This window comes from Streptomyces sp. NPDC051976, assembly GCF_040680795.1.
In the GTDB taxonomy this organism is placed as follows: domain Bacteria; phylum Actinomycetota; class Actinomycetes; order Streptomycetales; family Streptomycetaceae; genus Actinacidiphila.
Map to the genome: position 1 here is coordinate 66,651 of NZ_JBFAXL010000044.1, position 13,330 is coordinate 79,980.

Annotated in this window: 10 protein-coding genes; 4 read left to right on the forward strand and 6 right to left on the reverse strand. The window is 72.2% G+C overall.

Annotated elements, in window-relative coordinates; translation table 11 throughout:
* Positions 1-101: 101 nt before the first annotated feature.
* From AB0M29_RS32840 to AB0M29_RS32850, 3 genes are all read left to right on the forward strand, one after another.
* Complete coding sequence (locus AB0M29_RS32840) at positions 102-2,669, forward strand: glycosyl hydrolase (protein WP_365389379.1); 2,568 nt, start codon at positions 102-104, stop codon at positions 2,667-2,669.
* 237 nt (positions 2,670-2,906) lie between these two features.
* Positions 2,907-3,572: a hypothetical protein gene (locus AB0M29_RS32845; RefSeq protein WP_365389381.1), complete on the forward strand. Its 666-nt coding sequence runs from the start codon at positions 2,907-2,909 to the stop codon at positions 3,570-3,572.
* Positions 3,563-4,636, forward strand: a complete 1,074-nt coding sequence (locus AB0M29_RS32850) for a hypothetical protein (protein WP_365389383.1) — start codon at positions 3,563-3,565, stop codon at positions 4,634-4,636. Before AB0M29_RS32845 ends, AB0M29_RS32850 begins: the two co-directional genes overlap by 10 nt.
* Before the next feature lie 120 nt (positions 4,637-4,756).
* On the opposite strand, the gene AB0M29_RS32855 is transcribed toward AB0M29_RS32850, so the two are convergent.
* Positions 4,757-5,692, reverse strand: coding sequence for a VCBS repeat-containing protein (locus AB0M29_RS32855; RefSeq protein ID WP_365389385.1), 936 nt, complete (start codon positions 5,690-5,692; stop codon positions 4,757-4,759).
* A 181-nt stretch (positions 5,693-5,873) separates the two neighbouring features.
* On the opposite strand from AB0M29_RS32855, the gene AB0M29_RS32860 reads away from it, so the two are divergent.
* Positions 5,874-6,623: a hypothetical protein gene (locus AB0M29_RS32860; protein WP_365389386.1), complete on the forward strand. Its 750-nt coding sequence runs from the start codon at positions 5,874-5,876 to the stop codon at positions 6,621-6,623.
* A 20-nt stretch (positions 6,624-6,643) separates the two neighbouring features.
* On the opposite strand, the gene moeZ is transcribed toward AB0M29_RS32860, so the two are convergent.
* The 5 genes from moeZ to AB0M29_RS32885 form a co-directional block, all read right to left on the reverse strand.
* The gene (gene moeZ / locus AB0M29_RS32865; protein ID WP_365389388.1) at positions 6,644-7,822 is read right to left on the reverse strand and encodes an adenylyltransferase/sulfurtransferase MoeZ; all 1,179 of its coding nucleotides are present in this window, start codon (positions 7,820-7,822) and stop codon (positions 6,644-6,646) included.
* A 116-nt stretch (positions 7,823-7,938) separates the two neighbouring features.
* Positions 7,939-8,661 carry a spherulation-specific family 4 protein gene (locus tag AB0M29_RS32870; RefSeq protein ID WP_365389413.1) on the reverse strand — a complete coding sequence of 241 codons (723 nt, stop codon included), beginning with the start codon at positions 8,659-8,661 and terminating at the stop codon, positions 7,939-7,941.
* Between the two features lie 185 nt (positions 8,662-8,846).
* Positions 8,847-9,758 (reverse strand): NAD(P)-dependent oxidoreductase, encoded by a 912-nt coding sequence (locus AB0M29_RS32875; protein WP_365389390.1) that lies wholly within the window; start codon positions 9,756-9,758, stop codon positions 8,847-8,849.
* 120 nt (positions 9,759-9,878) lie between these two features.
* Positions 9,879-10,850, reverse strand: a complete 972-nt coding sequence (locus AB0M29_RS32880; protein ID WP_365389391.1) for a hypothetical protein — start codon at positions 10,848-10,850, stop codon at positions 9,879-9,881.
* Positions 10,851-11,431: 581 nt separating this feature from the next.
* Positions 11,432-13,153: a DUF3492 domain-containing protein gene (locus AB0M29_RS32885; RefSeq protein WP_365389393.1), complete on the reverse strand. Its 1,722-nt coding sequence runs from the start codon at positions 13,151-13,153 to the stop codon at positions 11,432-11,434.
* Between the last annotated feature and the right edge of the window lie 177 nt (positions 13,154-13,330).

Genomic DNA, 13,330 nt, shown 5'->3' on the forward strand with positions numbered 1-13,330 from the left:
CTTCCGCCCCGCAGTCATGATCGGGTGCCTCCCGAGGCTCCATCCATGCCCGCAAAGGGGAGGAACGAGTGCGCGTACCCACCCGTAAAAGACGATGGCTGATGATCTCAGCCTTCACCGCCCTCGCCGCGCTGACGGCGATTCCGGCCGGGGCGGCGCCCGGCCATCCAGCCACCCATCCACGGGCGTTCAACCAGGTCATGGCGGCCGCCGACGACGGCGGCGACGGTGACGGCGGCGGGGAGGCGGACGAGATCGCCGAGGGGGCGGACCAGTTCGCCGAGGCCCGCACCTCCCCCGGCACGATCGCCCCCGGCGCCTTCTCGGCGGCCTGGGACGCGATGAACAAGCTGCCGAGCACCGGCGGCGACTGGCAGCACCTCACCGGGCTGAAGTACAACTCCGACGACCCCCGCTACCGGGACGTCGACTCCAACTCCAGCGGCGGCTCCGGACTGGTGACCGGCCGTCAGTCGGCGATGGCGGCCGACGACGACGGCTATGTGTACACCGGCAGCGCGGGCGGCGGCGTCTGGCGGTCCAGCACCGGCGGCGGCCACTGGCAGCCGATCAGCGACCAGCTCCCCGCCCAGGCCACCGGCGCGCTCGCGCTCGACGGCCGCGGACGGCTGTGGCTGGCCACCGGCGAGGCGACCACCAACGCCGACGCGTACCTGGGCAGCGGCGTGTACGTCCTCACCCACCCGCACCACGACGTCTTCTCGCGCTACAGCCGGGTCGGCGGCTCCGAGCTGGACTCCACCGCGATCCACACGCTGCGCTTCGGCGGCGACAAGGTGTGGGCGTCCACCACGCACGGCGTGTGGAGCCACTCGCTGTCCGACCTGCGCGGCCCCTGGAAGCTGGAGTTCGCCCCCAACCCGGACTACCTGCCCGGCGGTTCGCTGGCGAGCGACCCCAACGCGCCGTACAAGAACATCGCCAACGACGTGGCGATCGACCCGCGCGACCCCTCCAAGGTGATGCTGGCCGTCGGCTGGCGCAGCGGCGACGACTACAACGGCTTCTACTCCAAGGTCAACGGCGCCTGGACCCGGGTGACTTCACTGGGCGCGCTGCCCACCGACGCCGACACGGTCGGCAATGTGACCTTCGCGCGCGCCAAGGACGGCTCGCGCTACTACGCGATCAACCAGTCGCCGACCGCGCTGGCCACCGACCCGGACAGCAACCTGGACGGGATCTACGAGTCGGCCACCGGTGACCCGTTCGGCAGCTGGAAGCGGATCGCGGACAGCGAGTCGCTCTCGGCGGCGCACTCCGCGCTGAACGCGCCGGGCTTCATGCCGGGCGTGCAGGCCTGGTACAACGAGTTCCTCCAGGTCGACCCGACCGACGCCGACCACGTCTACGCCGGTCTGGAAGAGGTCTACGAGACCAAGGACGCGGGCACCAACTGGTCGACCGTGGGGGCGTACTGGAACTTCGGCTTCCCCTGCTGGAGCATCGACCCGAGCAAGCAGACCGGTGACTGCGCGCCGACCACCCACTCCGACCAGCACGCGGTCGCGGTGGGCAGCTACCACGGCAAGCGCTACGTCTACGTGGGCAACGACGGCGGCGTCTACAAGCGCCCGCTCAACGGCACGCAGAACGCGGACGGCCACGCCACCGACTGGACGCCGCTCAACGACGGCACCATCGACACCCTGCAGTACTACTCGGTCGGCATCGGCCGCGACCCGTCGGGCCACGGCCTCGCGGTGGGCGGCGGCCTGCAGGACAACGGCCAGTCGATCCTGCGGTCCACCGACCGGGTGATGGGCTCCAACTTCGGTGGTGACGGCGGCGACACGCTGACCGACCCGGCCAACGGCTGCGACATCGCCCAGGAGTACGTCTACCTCGCCGTCAACGTCACGCAGAACTGCGCGGTCAACGACGGTTCCTGGGTGAGCGACCCGACGAAGGCCACCTCCTTCAACGTCGCCCCGCCCGACAACGCCACCAGTGAGGCCCGCTTCATCGCCCCGCTGGCCGCGGACACCGAGAACGGCAACCTCTGGGTGGCCGGCGGCCGCCATGTGTGGACGCAGACCCAGGGATACGCCATCCGCAGCGCCTCGCAGTGGACCGACGCGTTCGACCTCGGTCAGGGTCACACGGCCACCGCCGTCGCCTCCCAGGGCGGCAAGGTCTACGCGGCCTGGTGCGGCCCCTGCAACAACCAGGGCTTCACCCGCGGCATCGCGGTCGGGAACGCCGACGGAACCGGCTGGCACCAGATCACGCTGCCGTCCGACGGCGCGGACGGCACGGTGCCCAACCGCTACCTGGCCGGTCTCGCGATCGACCCGGCCAACGCCGGCCACGTCTACCTCGCGGTGAACGGCTTCTCGCGGCACTGGACCGAGGGCCCCGGCGCGGGCATCGGCCATGTCTTCGAGTCCCGTGACGGCGGCACCACTTGGTCCGACATCTCGGCGAACCTGCCGGACGTCCCGACCGACTCGCTGGTCGCGATGCCGCACGGCGGCCTGGTCCTCGCCACCGACCTCGGTGTGGTCTACCGCGCCCCCGGCCACACCGGCTGGCAGCGCGTCGGCCACCTCCCCGCCGTGGCCGTACTCCAGGTCAAGTCCGGTGCCGACGGCCGCATCTACGCGGCCACCCACGGCCGCGGCCTGTACGCCATCCGCCTCCACTAGCGGCCGCACGCCCCCAAGCGGGGCCCAACGTGGGGCCCGGCGCTCTCCCGCCGGGCCCCACCCTTCCGCTTCTCTTGGCACGGCAGTGACCTCGACGTGACCGAACAAGCACAGAACAGGCCTCTTTACTTCTGGCGGATTTCGGTACCTTGGTGTTCGCCTGTATACGGGGACCACGGGGTGTACTACGCATGCCCGCTCGGTGCCCGAACCACCACCGACCGGGAGCAATTGACGATGCGAGGCCGTACCGCAGTGACCGCCGCCACGCTGGCGACGGCCGCCGTCCTGCTGACCGCCTGTGGCGGTGGCGGTTCAGGGGACTCCGACAAGATCTCGTCGCCCCCATCGACGACCGCAGCGCCGTTGTCGAGCGCCACCGCGACTTCCACGGCGGCAGGTGCTCCGACAAAGATCGACCCGTCGCTGGCGTTGCCCGCAGACCTCAAGCTGAACTTCGACTGGGCCGCGCCCACGGACCACGCGCAGGCGATCGCGCTCGCCACCGCCGCGAACTTCATCCAGGCCATGGACCATGCGGTGGTCAAGCAGAGCACCAAAGATGCCGGCCTGGCCACCTACTCGTCCGGCAAGGCGCGGTCCTTCGCGACCACGTTCGTCCAGGACTACATCACCCACCGTTGGACCCTGACGGGGACCGACCACTTCTATCGCCCCAAGGTCACGTTGGGCGCCAACAAGACGTACGGCGAAGTCACCTTCTGCGACAACCAGTCCAAGGTGTACGGCAAGGAGATCAAGACCGGCAAGGTCCTCACCACGCCTGAGGACGACAGCAGTTACGTGTCGTACTCGGTCGTGGTGGCCAAACTCCAACTGCCGACCGAGGTGTGGCAGGCGCAATCGATCACCGTGAAGGAGAAGGCCCTGCAATGCAAATAATCAGTGGACGCCTGCTGCGCCGTGGCCTCGCTCTCGGCGCCGTCACCGTCCTGGCCGCGGCCGGTCCGAGTTTCGCCAACAAGCCCGTGACGAATCCACCGGGCGCACAGCAGACGTCCGGGAACAACGACAACGGCGATCTCTCCGCCACGGCCGGCTACACCATCACCTACCCCACGGGCCATCCCGCGGCTTCCTCGAAGCCTCTTGGCACGGTCAACGTGAACTGGACTCCACCACCTTGCTGGTTCGGTCCCAAGTACACGCCCCAGCAGTTCAAGGACGAGTACACCACGAACTTCAACAAGGAGATCCCCGACGTCACGGGCACGGCCCGCACCGCCATGGGTATGGACCTCGACCACTACTCGAAGGGCCTCGACTACCCCGGCGACAAGGGCTACACGGACTTCAACTCGGCCGAGGCAGGCAAGGGCATGTGGTGGGTGGTGAGCGTCAATCCCAACGCCCCGCTGTTCGACCAGATGTCCTGCAACGACCAGCGTCCGGAGTGGGTGCCGAACGGTGACAACCCGCCCCCGGGCACAGGCCACGTGATCACTCCGGAGATGCTCTCCAAGCTCGCGTTCGCCCACACCCAGGTCCCCGGGGTGACGATCAAGACCAGCCCGACGGCGACACAGACCGTCAACATCCCCACGTGGGTGTGGCTGACGGAGCGCTACACCCCGGTCAAGGTCCGTGCGTCGGTGAATCTCGGCGGCGGCCGGGAGATCTGGGCCGAGACCGAAGCCACGGTGACCAGCGTCCAGATTCAGCCCGGCACCAAGGACGCCGATGTCTTCCCCTCCTCGGGCAACTGCCCGATCGGTGCGAACGGCGCCGTGGGGACAGCCTACGACGGCAACGCCAAGGCCGACCCGCCGTGCGGAGTCACCTATCTGCGCTCCACCGCCAGCACTGGCCCGTTCCAACTCAATGTCACCGCCAACTGGCACGTGACGTGGACCGGATCGGGCGGCGCGGGTGGCGACCTGGGCAACGGCACCAACGACAACCACCTGGACGTCACCGTCCAGGAGATCCAGACCGTCAACCGCTGAGCGCGGCGCGCCGGTTGGACGCGTGACAGACGAAAGGCCCGCCGCCCGGTCTCCCGGGTGGCGGGCCTCTTTCGTGCTAACTGCTAACTGCTACCTGCTACGTGACTGCTACCGGCCCGATCAGAACAGGTAGTTGTACACGTTCCAGCCGTTGCCGATCTTGACGCGCGGCTTGTAGGGAGCGCTCGCGTTGCCGGTACCGGCGTAGAGGTACAGGTCGCCGTTGGTGGCGCGGGCGATCAGGTCGTTGCGGCCGTCACCGTTGGAGTCGCCGAGACCGACGAGCCGGTTGTACGCGTTCCAGCCCGCGCCGATCTTGGTGCGAGCGGCGAACGGCGCCTTGTAGTTGCCGGTGCCCTTGTACAGCCACAGGTTGCCGGAACCGTCGCGGGCGACGATGTCGGCCTTGCCGTCACCGGTCAGGTCGCCGCGGCCGGCGATCTGGTTGTACGCGTTCCAGCCGCCACCGACCTTGACGCGGCTGGCGAAGGTGCCGCCCTTGTAGGCGAGGTACACCCACAGGTTGCCGCTGGTGTCACGGGCCAGCAGGTCCGGGTACTCGGCGCCACCGAGGTTGCCCGGCGTCACGAACGCGCTGTACACGTTCCAGCCGTTGCCGATGACGGTGCCGGTGCTCTGGGCGCCGGTGTAGGCGCGGAGCGTGCCGCCGAAGCGGGCGTAGACGTTCACGTGGCCGTCGTTGGCCGAGTTGTTCTTGAAGAACGCGTTGGCGCTCCCCATGTTGGTGCCCGTCTGCTCGCGGGTGTTGAACCCGCCACCCGCCTTGGGCCCGTAGCTCCAGATCGTGCCGTTGGCGTCACGGCCGTCGATGCTGAACGCCCAGACGTCCTCCTGGGCGGTGTTGGGCGACTGCGACGAGAACGCCGACGTGGCCACGTGCTTCGTGGCCGAGTCGGCCTTGCTGATCGACGCCGCTCCGCCGTCCGCGCTCGCCGCCACGGTCGTGCCGAGCGCGAGGGCGAGCGAACCCGCCACGATGGCGGCGGCCTTGGTCTTCACACCACGGCCGGCCAGGCGGGAATTGTGCAATTTCACGTATGGTCCCCCTACTGCGAAAAAGTGCGTGCTGGTATCCGTGCGGGTTTCCCCCACGGAAGCCACTGACGCTACTACCCCCGACGTCCCGCCCGTCGCACGGGTAGGTCATGGGTCCGTCACAGTTCTGTCATCGTTTCAGACGACCGTGCACGGGTGTTGTGGGTACGGTGCCGGAGTTATGGACTCCGTCTCGCTCGTCTCCGCGATCGTCGCGCTGTGCGGTGCGGCGCTCGCCGCGCTCTTCGGGTACTGGCAGCAGCTCAGACTGCGCCGCTCGGAGCAGCGGGACTACATGGAGCGGTACGGCGCCTCGCTGGCGTGGGCCGCGTACGACCTGCAGAGCAGGCTCTACAACATCCTGCGCGGCCATGAGGTCGACCGGCTGCCGGGGCCGGGGAACGGCTTCCTGACGGCGTGTCTGACCCGCGGCTCGTCACGCGAGGCGGACTACGTACGCCGCAGCACCGTGTTCGTGCTCGCCGAGTACCTGGGCTGGGTGGAGATACTCCGCGGCGACGTGCAGTTCCTGGATCTGGGCAAGAGCGGTACCAACCGCAGCGTCATGACCCAGATCTCGCGGATCCAGCAGTTCCTGAACCGGATCGACGAGCACAGCAACGAACTGCGGGTCTTCCGCGCCCATCAGCGCGCGATAGGCGAGGTGATGGTGCTGGCGGACGGCGGGCCGGGGCGCCGCCGCTGCCTGGGGTACGCCGAGTTCTGCGCCCGGCTGGAGGACGACCCGCGCTTCGCCTACTGGTTCGAGCCGCTGCTGGCGGACGTCGACCGGCTCGCCGCGGACACCGCGCCCGCGGTGCCCCGGCTGACCGCCCTCCAGCAGCAGCTCGTCACCCTCATCGATCTGCTCGACCCGCGCGGCGACCGCTTCCCGCAGTTCCGCACGGCCTTCGGCGCCACCGACCGGTAGCGCCGTGACAGCGCCGCCGATCAGTAGATCGGCTTGTCCGGCTCGATCGTGTTGACCCAGCCGATCACGCCGCCGCCGACGTGCACCGCGTCGGAGAAGCCCGCGGACTTCAGTACGGCCAGCACCTCGGCGGAGCGGACACCGGTCTTGCAGTGCAGCACGATCCGCTTGTCCTGCGGGAGCGAGGACAGGGCGGTGCCCATGAGGAACTCGTTCTTCGGGATCAGCTTCGCGCCGGGGATGGAGACGATCTCGTACTCGTTCGGCTCGCGGACATCGATGATCTCGATGTTCTCGCCGTCGTCGATCCACTCCTTGAGCTGCTTCGGCGTGATCGTCGAGCCGAGGGCGGCCTCCTGGGCCTCCTCGGAGACGACGCCGCAGAACGCCTCGTAGTCGATCAGCTCGGTGACGGTGGGGTGCTCGCCGCAGACCGCGCAGTCGGGGTCCTTGCGGACCTTGACCTGGCGGTAGGTCATCTCCAGGGCGTCGTAGATCATCAGGCGGCCGAGCAGCGGCTCGCCGACGCCCGCGAGCAGCTTGATGGCCTCGGTGACCTGGATGGCGCCGATCGAGGCGCACAGCACGCCGAGGACGCCGCCCTCGGCGCAGGAGGGCACCATGCCGGGCGGCGGGGGCTCCGGGTAGAGGCAGCGGTAGCAGGGGCCGTACTCGGCCCAGAAGACCGACGCCTGGCCGTCGAAGCGGTAGATGGAGCCCCAGACGTAGGGCTTGCCGAGCAGCACGCAGGCGTCGTTGACCAGGTAGCGGGTCGCGAAGTTGTCGGTGCCGTCGACGATCAGGTCGTACTGGGAGAAGATCTCCATCACGTTCTCGGCTTCGAGCCGCTCTTCGTGCAGGACGACGTTGACGTACGGGTTGATGCCCAGCACGGAGTCACGGGCGGACTCGGCCTTGGAGCGGCCGATGTCGGCCTGGCTGTGGATGATCTGGCGCTGCAGGTTGGACTCGTCGACCTCGTCGAACTCCACGATGCCGAGCGTGCCCACGCCCGCGGCGGCCAGGTACATCAGGGCGGGCGAGCCGAGGCCGCCGGCGCCGACACACAGCACCTTGGCGTTCTTCAGCCGCTTCTGCCCGTCCATGCCCACATCGGGGATGATCAGGTGACGCGAGTACCTGCGGACCTCGTCAACGGTGAGCTCGGCGGCCGGCTCGACCAGGGGTGGCAGCGACACAGGGACCTCAGCAATACGATTGGTCGGTCAACAGTTGAGTACGTGTTGTCCCTGCAACACTGCCACGCCGGTCTTCATTCCAAGACACCCGGTCCGAGGACCGAGACACGGTCCGGTCACATCGTGGGCGGCGGAACCCTGTCCTGTTTTGCCAGCAAACGCACCGTCTCGTGCCAGTGGGCGGGCAGTCCCGCCCAGGGATCCGCGCCGTCCCGGTCGGTCCTGTCGGTCAGGCAGACGGTGTTCGCGCCCTGCCAGCGGGCGATCCGCAGGGCGGTCTCCAGGTGTGATTTCGGCAACCCGTGGACCAGGTGCGCGAAGCGGTCGCGCGGGTAGGCCGCGGTCCACTCCGGCGCCTGCGACCAGCGATAACGGGTCCAGGGGCCGTTGAAGGTGACGAGCTGGGCGTCCAGCTCGGCGTATCCCGCCCAGGGGTGCTCGCCGTGCCCGAGGACGAGGTGCGGCGGCCTCCCGGTGTCGGCGAGCATGGTCCGCAGCGCGGTCACCAGCCGCCGGCACTCGGGGGCGTCGGCGCGGTCGATCGGGGCGCGGTCGAGGTAGAAGCCGTCGACCCGGTACCACTCCAGGTAGCCGGCGGCGTCCGAGACCAGCTCGGCGTAGGGGCGGGTGCCGCGCCGGGCGTCCAGCAGTCCGAGGACTGGGACGCCGTTCTCACGGATGCGGCCGACGACCTCCCCGTAGAGCGGGTCACGGCGGGATCCCGGACCGCGCGCGACATCGAACGCGGCCCAGTGCAGCGGCGCGCCGGGGCGGGCCAGCTCGGCCCACTCGGCGGGGGCGACCAGCGGGTGGGCGTACGCGGGGACGCCGAAGCCCATCGCGCCGGGGCGGCGCGGGTCGGGGAGCCGGTCACCGGCGGGGCGGGCGGCACCGGGCAGCTCGCCGCCGGAGTGGGCCCGACGCTCTCGGCGGGCGGCCCGGCCGGCGCGGCCGGCACCACCGGCGCGGTCCGTGCCGTCGGGGCTGTCGGCACCGTCCGTGCGGTCCTGCTTCGACGAGCGGGTCAGACGCGGCATGCCGCCTCCATCCACACATCGGCCAGCGACTCCTCGAGGCCGATCCTGGGCCGCCAGCCGAGCCGGTCGCGGGCGGTCCGCACATCCGCCTGCTGCCAGGCGCCGCAGCCGTCGGGGTACGGGGGCGGCGCGCCCGTACCGGTCGGGTCGTCCAGCTCGTGCAGCGAGCCGTCGAACCCGGCGACATGGGCGAGCGCGGCGGCCATGTCCCGCATTCGCACCGCACGCCCGCTGCCGATGTTGACCACGCCCTGGGCGGCCGACAGCGAGGCGGCGTGCACGGCGCGGGCCACGTCGCGGGCGTCGACGAAGTCGCGCTGCACGCCGAGGCCGCCGAGCTTCAGCTCGCCGTCGCCGTTCTGCATCGCGCGCCGCAGCGCCTCGGCGACCCGGCCCATCGGCGCGCCGGTCGGCGTGCCAGGCCCGATCGGGCTGAACACCCGCAGCACCACCGCGTCAAGACCGGAGCTGAGCACCAGTTCGGTCGCGGCCAGCTTGCTGACCCCGTACGGGCCGCCCGGCCGCGGCACGGCGTCCTCCCCGGTGGACGCCCCCTGCGGCGAGGGGCCGTACTCCGAGCCGCAGCCCACCTGCACCAGCCGGGCCGCGACGCTGCTGCGCCGCATTGCCTCGCAGACCGTGGCGACGGCCACCGTGTTCTGCCGCGTCAGCTCGCGGGCGGCGCCGCGGGTCGTCCCGGCGCAGTTCACGACCACGCCCGGGTGCACGGCGTCCAGGAACCGGGCCAGCACCCCCGGCGCCCCGGTCGACAGGTCGAACCGGACGTCCGCGTCGTCGCTCCTGCCCAACGCGGTGAGCTGCACCGCCGGGTCGGCGAGCAGCCGCTCGGCCACATGCCGCCCGAGGAAGCCGTCGGCTCCCAGCAACAGCACTCTCATCGCCGGTCACCTCGCGCGCTGGCGGGCCGGTGGGTCTCGGTCGGGCGGTCGGGGGGTGGGGCCGCGGGGAGGTGGGGTCGGTGCGTGGTCACAGGGGTCTCCTGGTCGATGGGTTGGGGGTCAGTTGCGGCGCGGCGGCAGGCGGTGGGCGGAGGCGCGGGGCAGGACGTGCAGGGCCTGGGCGGCGAGGGCGAGGGCCGCGGCGGCGCAGGCGGCGCACGCGACGGCGGTGGCGGCCGCGCCGCCGGGGCCGAGGTGGAGCAGGGCGGCGGCCAGCGTCAGCGACTCCACGGCGCAGGCGGTGGCGAGGCCCGCGACGGCGCGCGCGGCGTAGCCGTGGACGGCGAGCAGCCGAGCGGTGCACAGCAGCAGGCCGAGCGTGAAGGGCGCCGCGACCGGGCTCGGCCCGGCGACGGCCGCGGCGGTGCGCAGCAGCACGAACAGCGCGGTCGCGTACACCGTCAGCGCCACGATCAGCCGCGGGCGTACGGCGTCGGCGAAGTCGGACAGGCCGTGGCTCGGGGCGAGTTGGGCCCGGGAGCTGACGGCGAGCCAGCGCGCGCAGTACGCGGCGGGCAGCAGGGAGAGGGTGAGCGCGGTGAAGGCGGCGGTGCCCGCCGTCGCGTCGAAGGAGCCGTCGCCGCGCAGCGCGGTGACCGCCTGCGGGCCGCAGAGCGCGTAGGCGAGCAGCCCGTACGTCCACACCGCCGCGCCGCCGCCGCGAGCCGCCCGCAGCGGCCCCGAACGCAGCGCCGCCCAGGTGGCGACCGCGACGAGCACCGCCAGCAGGGCGCCGACCAGCGGCAGCCGTACGGTGCCCGCGGCGCCCGCCGCGACCGCGCAGACCGCACCGGGCGCCAGGTGCAGCGCCACCGTGCGCGGCGGCAGCGCGGCCCGCTCCCGCGGCCCCTCGGCCGCCTCCGCCGTCCGTCCCGCCCGCGGCACCCGCGCGTACAGCTCCTCCGCCAGCCCGAACACATCGCGGTGCCGCAGCCGCCGCGCGGCCCCGTCGGTGACCCCCTGCGCCTCCAGCCCGGCCGCGATCTCCCACTCGTCCACCGCCCCGGCGATCAGCACCTCGTGCCGGTGCATCACCCCCCGCACCGGATCCGCCGGCCCCCGCCGCCCAGCCTTCCGCCCACCCGCCCCCGCCTTCGCCACACCCGCGGCGCGCCCACCAGCCACCGAAGAACCACCCGGCCCGGCGTCCGCGGCGGTTGTCGCGCCGCGCGGACGCGTCAGCAACCCACCGCCGTCGGCGGCGCGCCCGCCGTGCACCGAAGAACCACCCGGCCCGGCGTCCCCGACCGCAGCCGTGTCCCCAGCGGTCGTCGAGCCGCGCGGACGCGTCAGCAACCCACCATCGCCCGCGGCCCCCGCCAGGGGCTCCGACACCGCGGCGCGCCCGCTCGCCGCTGAGTCCGTGGCCCGGCTCGCGGCAGGCGGCGTCCCCACGGACCCCGCCGCCCGCGCGGCGGGCGGGCTCGCGGCAGGCGCGGTCTCCACCGGCCCCGCCCCGCGCGCGGCGGCCGCGAAGGACATACGCGGACCGGCGTCGTCCGGCGCTCCCGGCGCGATCGCGGCATCAGCCGCGTCCGTCGTCGCCCCGACGCCGCGCAGGCGGGTCAGGAGGGCCTCGTCCGGGGAGGGGGGCTGGGGGTGGGGGTGGGGCGTCATCGGGGGGCACCTCCGGTGGAGGCCGCGGCGGGGCGGGGGGTGGGGGACCAGGTGGGGTGGGCGGGGGTGGGGGCGAGGCGGGTGGGGACGTGCGACTCGGGCGGGGCGGTGAAGGGGCGGGGGTCGCCCGCCGCGTCGAGCAGCGGCTCGCGCCGTACGGGGTGGTGGGCGACCACGTCGAGGTAGCTCTCGCAGAAGGCGTCCACGCAGGCGCCGACCGTGAAGAGGGCGAGCGCGCGTTCGCGGGCCGCGGCGCCCAGCCGGGACGCCCGCTCGGGACCGCGCAGCAGGTCGCCGACGGCGTCGGCGAGCGCCTTCGGGTTGCGCGGCGGCACCACCAGACCGGTGCCGCCGATCACTTCGCGTACCGCGCCGACATCGGTGGAGACCGTCGGCCGTCCGCAGAACATCGCCTCGACCAGGCTCAGCGGAAAGCCCTCCGCGCTGCTGGAGAGCACCACGACGTCCCCCGCCGCGTAGGCGTCGCTCAGCTCCGGCGCGCCGGGCGAGCCGATCTCCTCGAAGCTGACCGGACTCTCGCCGACGGCGTCGGCACTGGCCGCCTCGTCGGGGAAGAGCTGGGCGGCGAGGGTACGGCAGTGGCCGAGGTAGGCCGCCGCGCGGGCGTCGGGCGTGCGCAGGTGGAAGATCCGCAGCCGCGCCTGCGGCTCGTCCTGGCGTATCGCGTGGAAGGCGTGCAGCAGGGCGATGAGGTCCTTCGCCGGGTCGGCCCGCCCGACCCAGGCGACGGTGGGGTCGGCGTGCGCGGCCGGATCGGTCGCCTCCGCCTCGGCGGCCTCGCCCGCCCGTGCGAACCGCGCGGCGTCGATGCCGGGGTACACCGTCCGCATCCTCTCCTTGCGGGCGCCGCACCGTTCCTGCCAGCGCCGCACATGGGTGGAGCCGGGGGTGACGAGTGCGGCCTGCCGGTAGCTCTCCCCGGCGAGCAGCCGGTGGTAGTCGCCGAGCAGCGCCCGTACCGCGCCGGACAGTCCCGCGGCGCGGTGCGCGAGCAGCGCCTCGCGGACCCGCACGGTGTACTCGGTGACGATGAGCGGCGTTCCGCAGAACCGTTTGGCCAGTAAGCCGGGCAGCGTCGCCGGGCCGCCGGACACCGCGTGGCAGAGGTCGGCGGCGCCGAGCTCGTCGGGGCCGTACCAGGGTGCGGAGAGCGGTCTGAGCTGGCGCTCCAGCAGGTCGGCGACGGTGAGGAGTTCGGTGACCACGATGTCGCCGAGCAGCGGGCGTACACCGGGCGCCCGGCAGGCCGCCTCCAGCATCGCCAGCGCGTCCTCGCCGCGCAGCAGTTCCGGCAGTCCGCCGTGTTCCGCGGCGACCTCGGCGAGGCCGTAGAGACCGGAGGCGAAACGGTCCGCCCGGTCCGCGGGGCCGAGCCTCCCGCCGCCCGCGAGCGCCGCGGCGAGGTCGTCGAAGTGCCACAGGAACGCCGCGCGCCGAGCCCGCCTGGCCGCCCGGCCGCCACCGCACGTCGGCGGGAAGGTGGCGGCGGGCGGCTCCCCCCAGAGGCGTTCCGCGCGGAACCGCCGTACCTGCGGCGGCGGTTCGACGCGGCCCCCCTCCTCCGTCCGCGGTGACCGGCTGAGCGCGTACACGTCGAACTCGTGGTGTGCGAGCCCGCGGACGAGCCGGTCGCACCACGCGCCTCCTTCACCTCGCGCGTACGGGTAACCACCCTCGGTGAGCAGTGCGATGCGCACGTGTACGCCCCCTCTCTCCATGGCCGGGTCACGACGGTCGGCCGGGGAGGAGGCGCCCATGGGGGCGGCGTCCACCCGGCGCGACGAAGGTATTCCGGTACGGCGGTGGGGGGGGGGGGGCGGGGGGGCGCGGCTGCCCCCCACCAGCACACACACCAGAAAAAAGAAAAAAAAAAA

What these genes read in the sequence shown, in the direction of transcription:
- AB0M29_RS32840 (WP_365389379.1), top strand. Translation starts at nt 102, where the DNA reads ATGATCTCAGCCTTCACCGCCCTCGCCGCGCTGACGGCGATTCCGGCC.
- AB0M29_RS32845 (WP_365389381.1), top strand. Translation starts at nt 2,907, where the DNA reads ATGCGAGGCCGTACCGCAGTGACCGCCGCCACGCTGGCGACGGCCGCC.
- AB0M29_RS32850 (WP_365389383.1), top strand. Translation starts at nt 3,563, where the DNA reads ATGCAAATAATCAGTGGACGCCTGCTGCGCCGTGGCCTCGCTCTCGGC.
- AB0M29_RS32860 (WP_365389386.1), top strand. Translation starts at nt 5,874, where the DNA reads ATGGACTCCGTCTCGCTCGTCTCCGCGATCGTCGCGCTGTGCGGTGCG.
- AB0M29_RS32870 (WP_365389413.1), bottom strand. Translation starts at nt 8,661, where the DNA reads ATGGGCTTCGGCGTCCCCGCGTACGCCCACCCGCTGGTCGCCCCCGCC.
- AB0M29_RS32875 (WP_365389390.1), bottom strand. Translation starts at nt 9,758, where the DNA reads ATGAGAGTGCTGTTGCTGGGAGCCGACGGCTTCCTCGGGCGGCATGTG.
- AB0M29_RS32880 (WP_365389391.1), bottom strand. Translation starts at nt 10,850, where the DNA reads ATGCACCGGCACGAGGTGCTGATCGCCGGGGCGGTGGACGAGTGGGAG.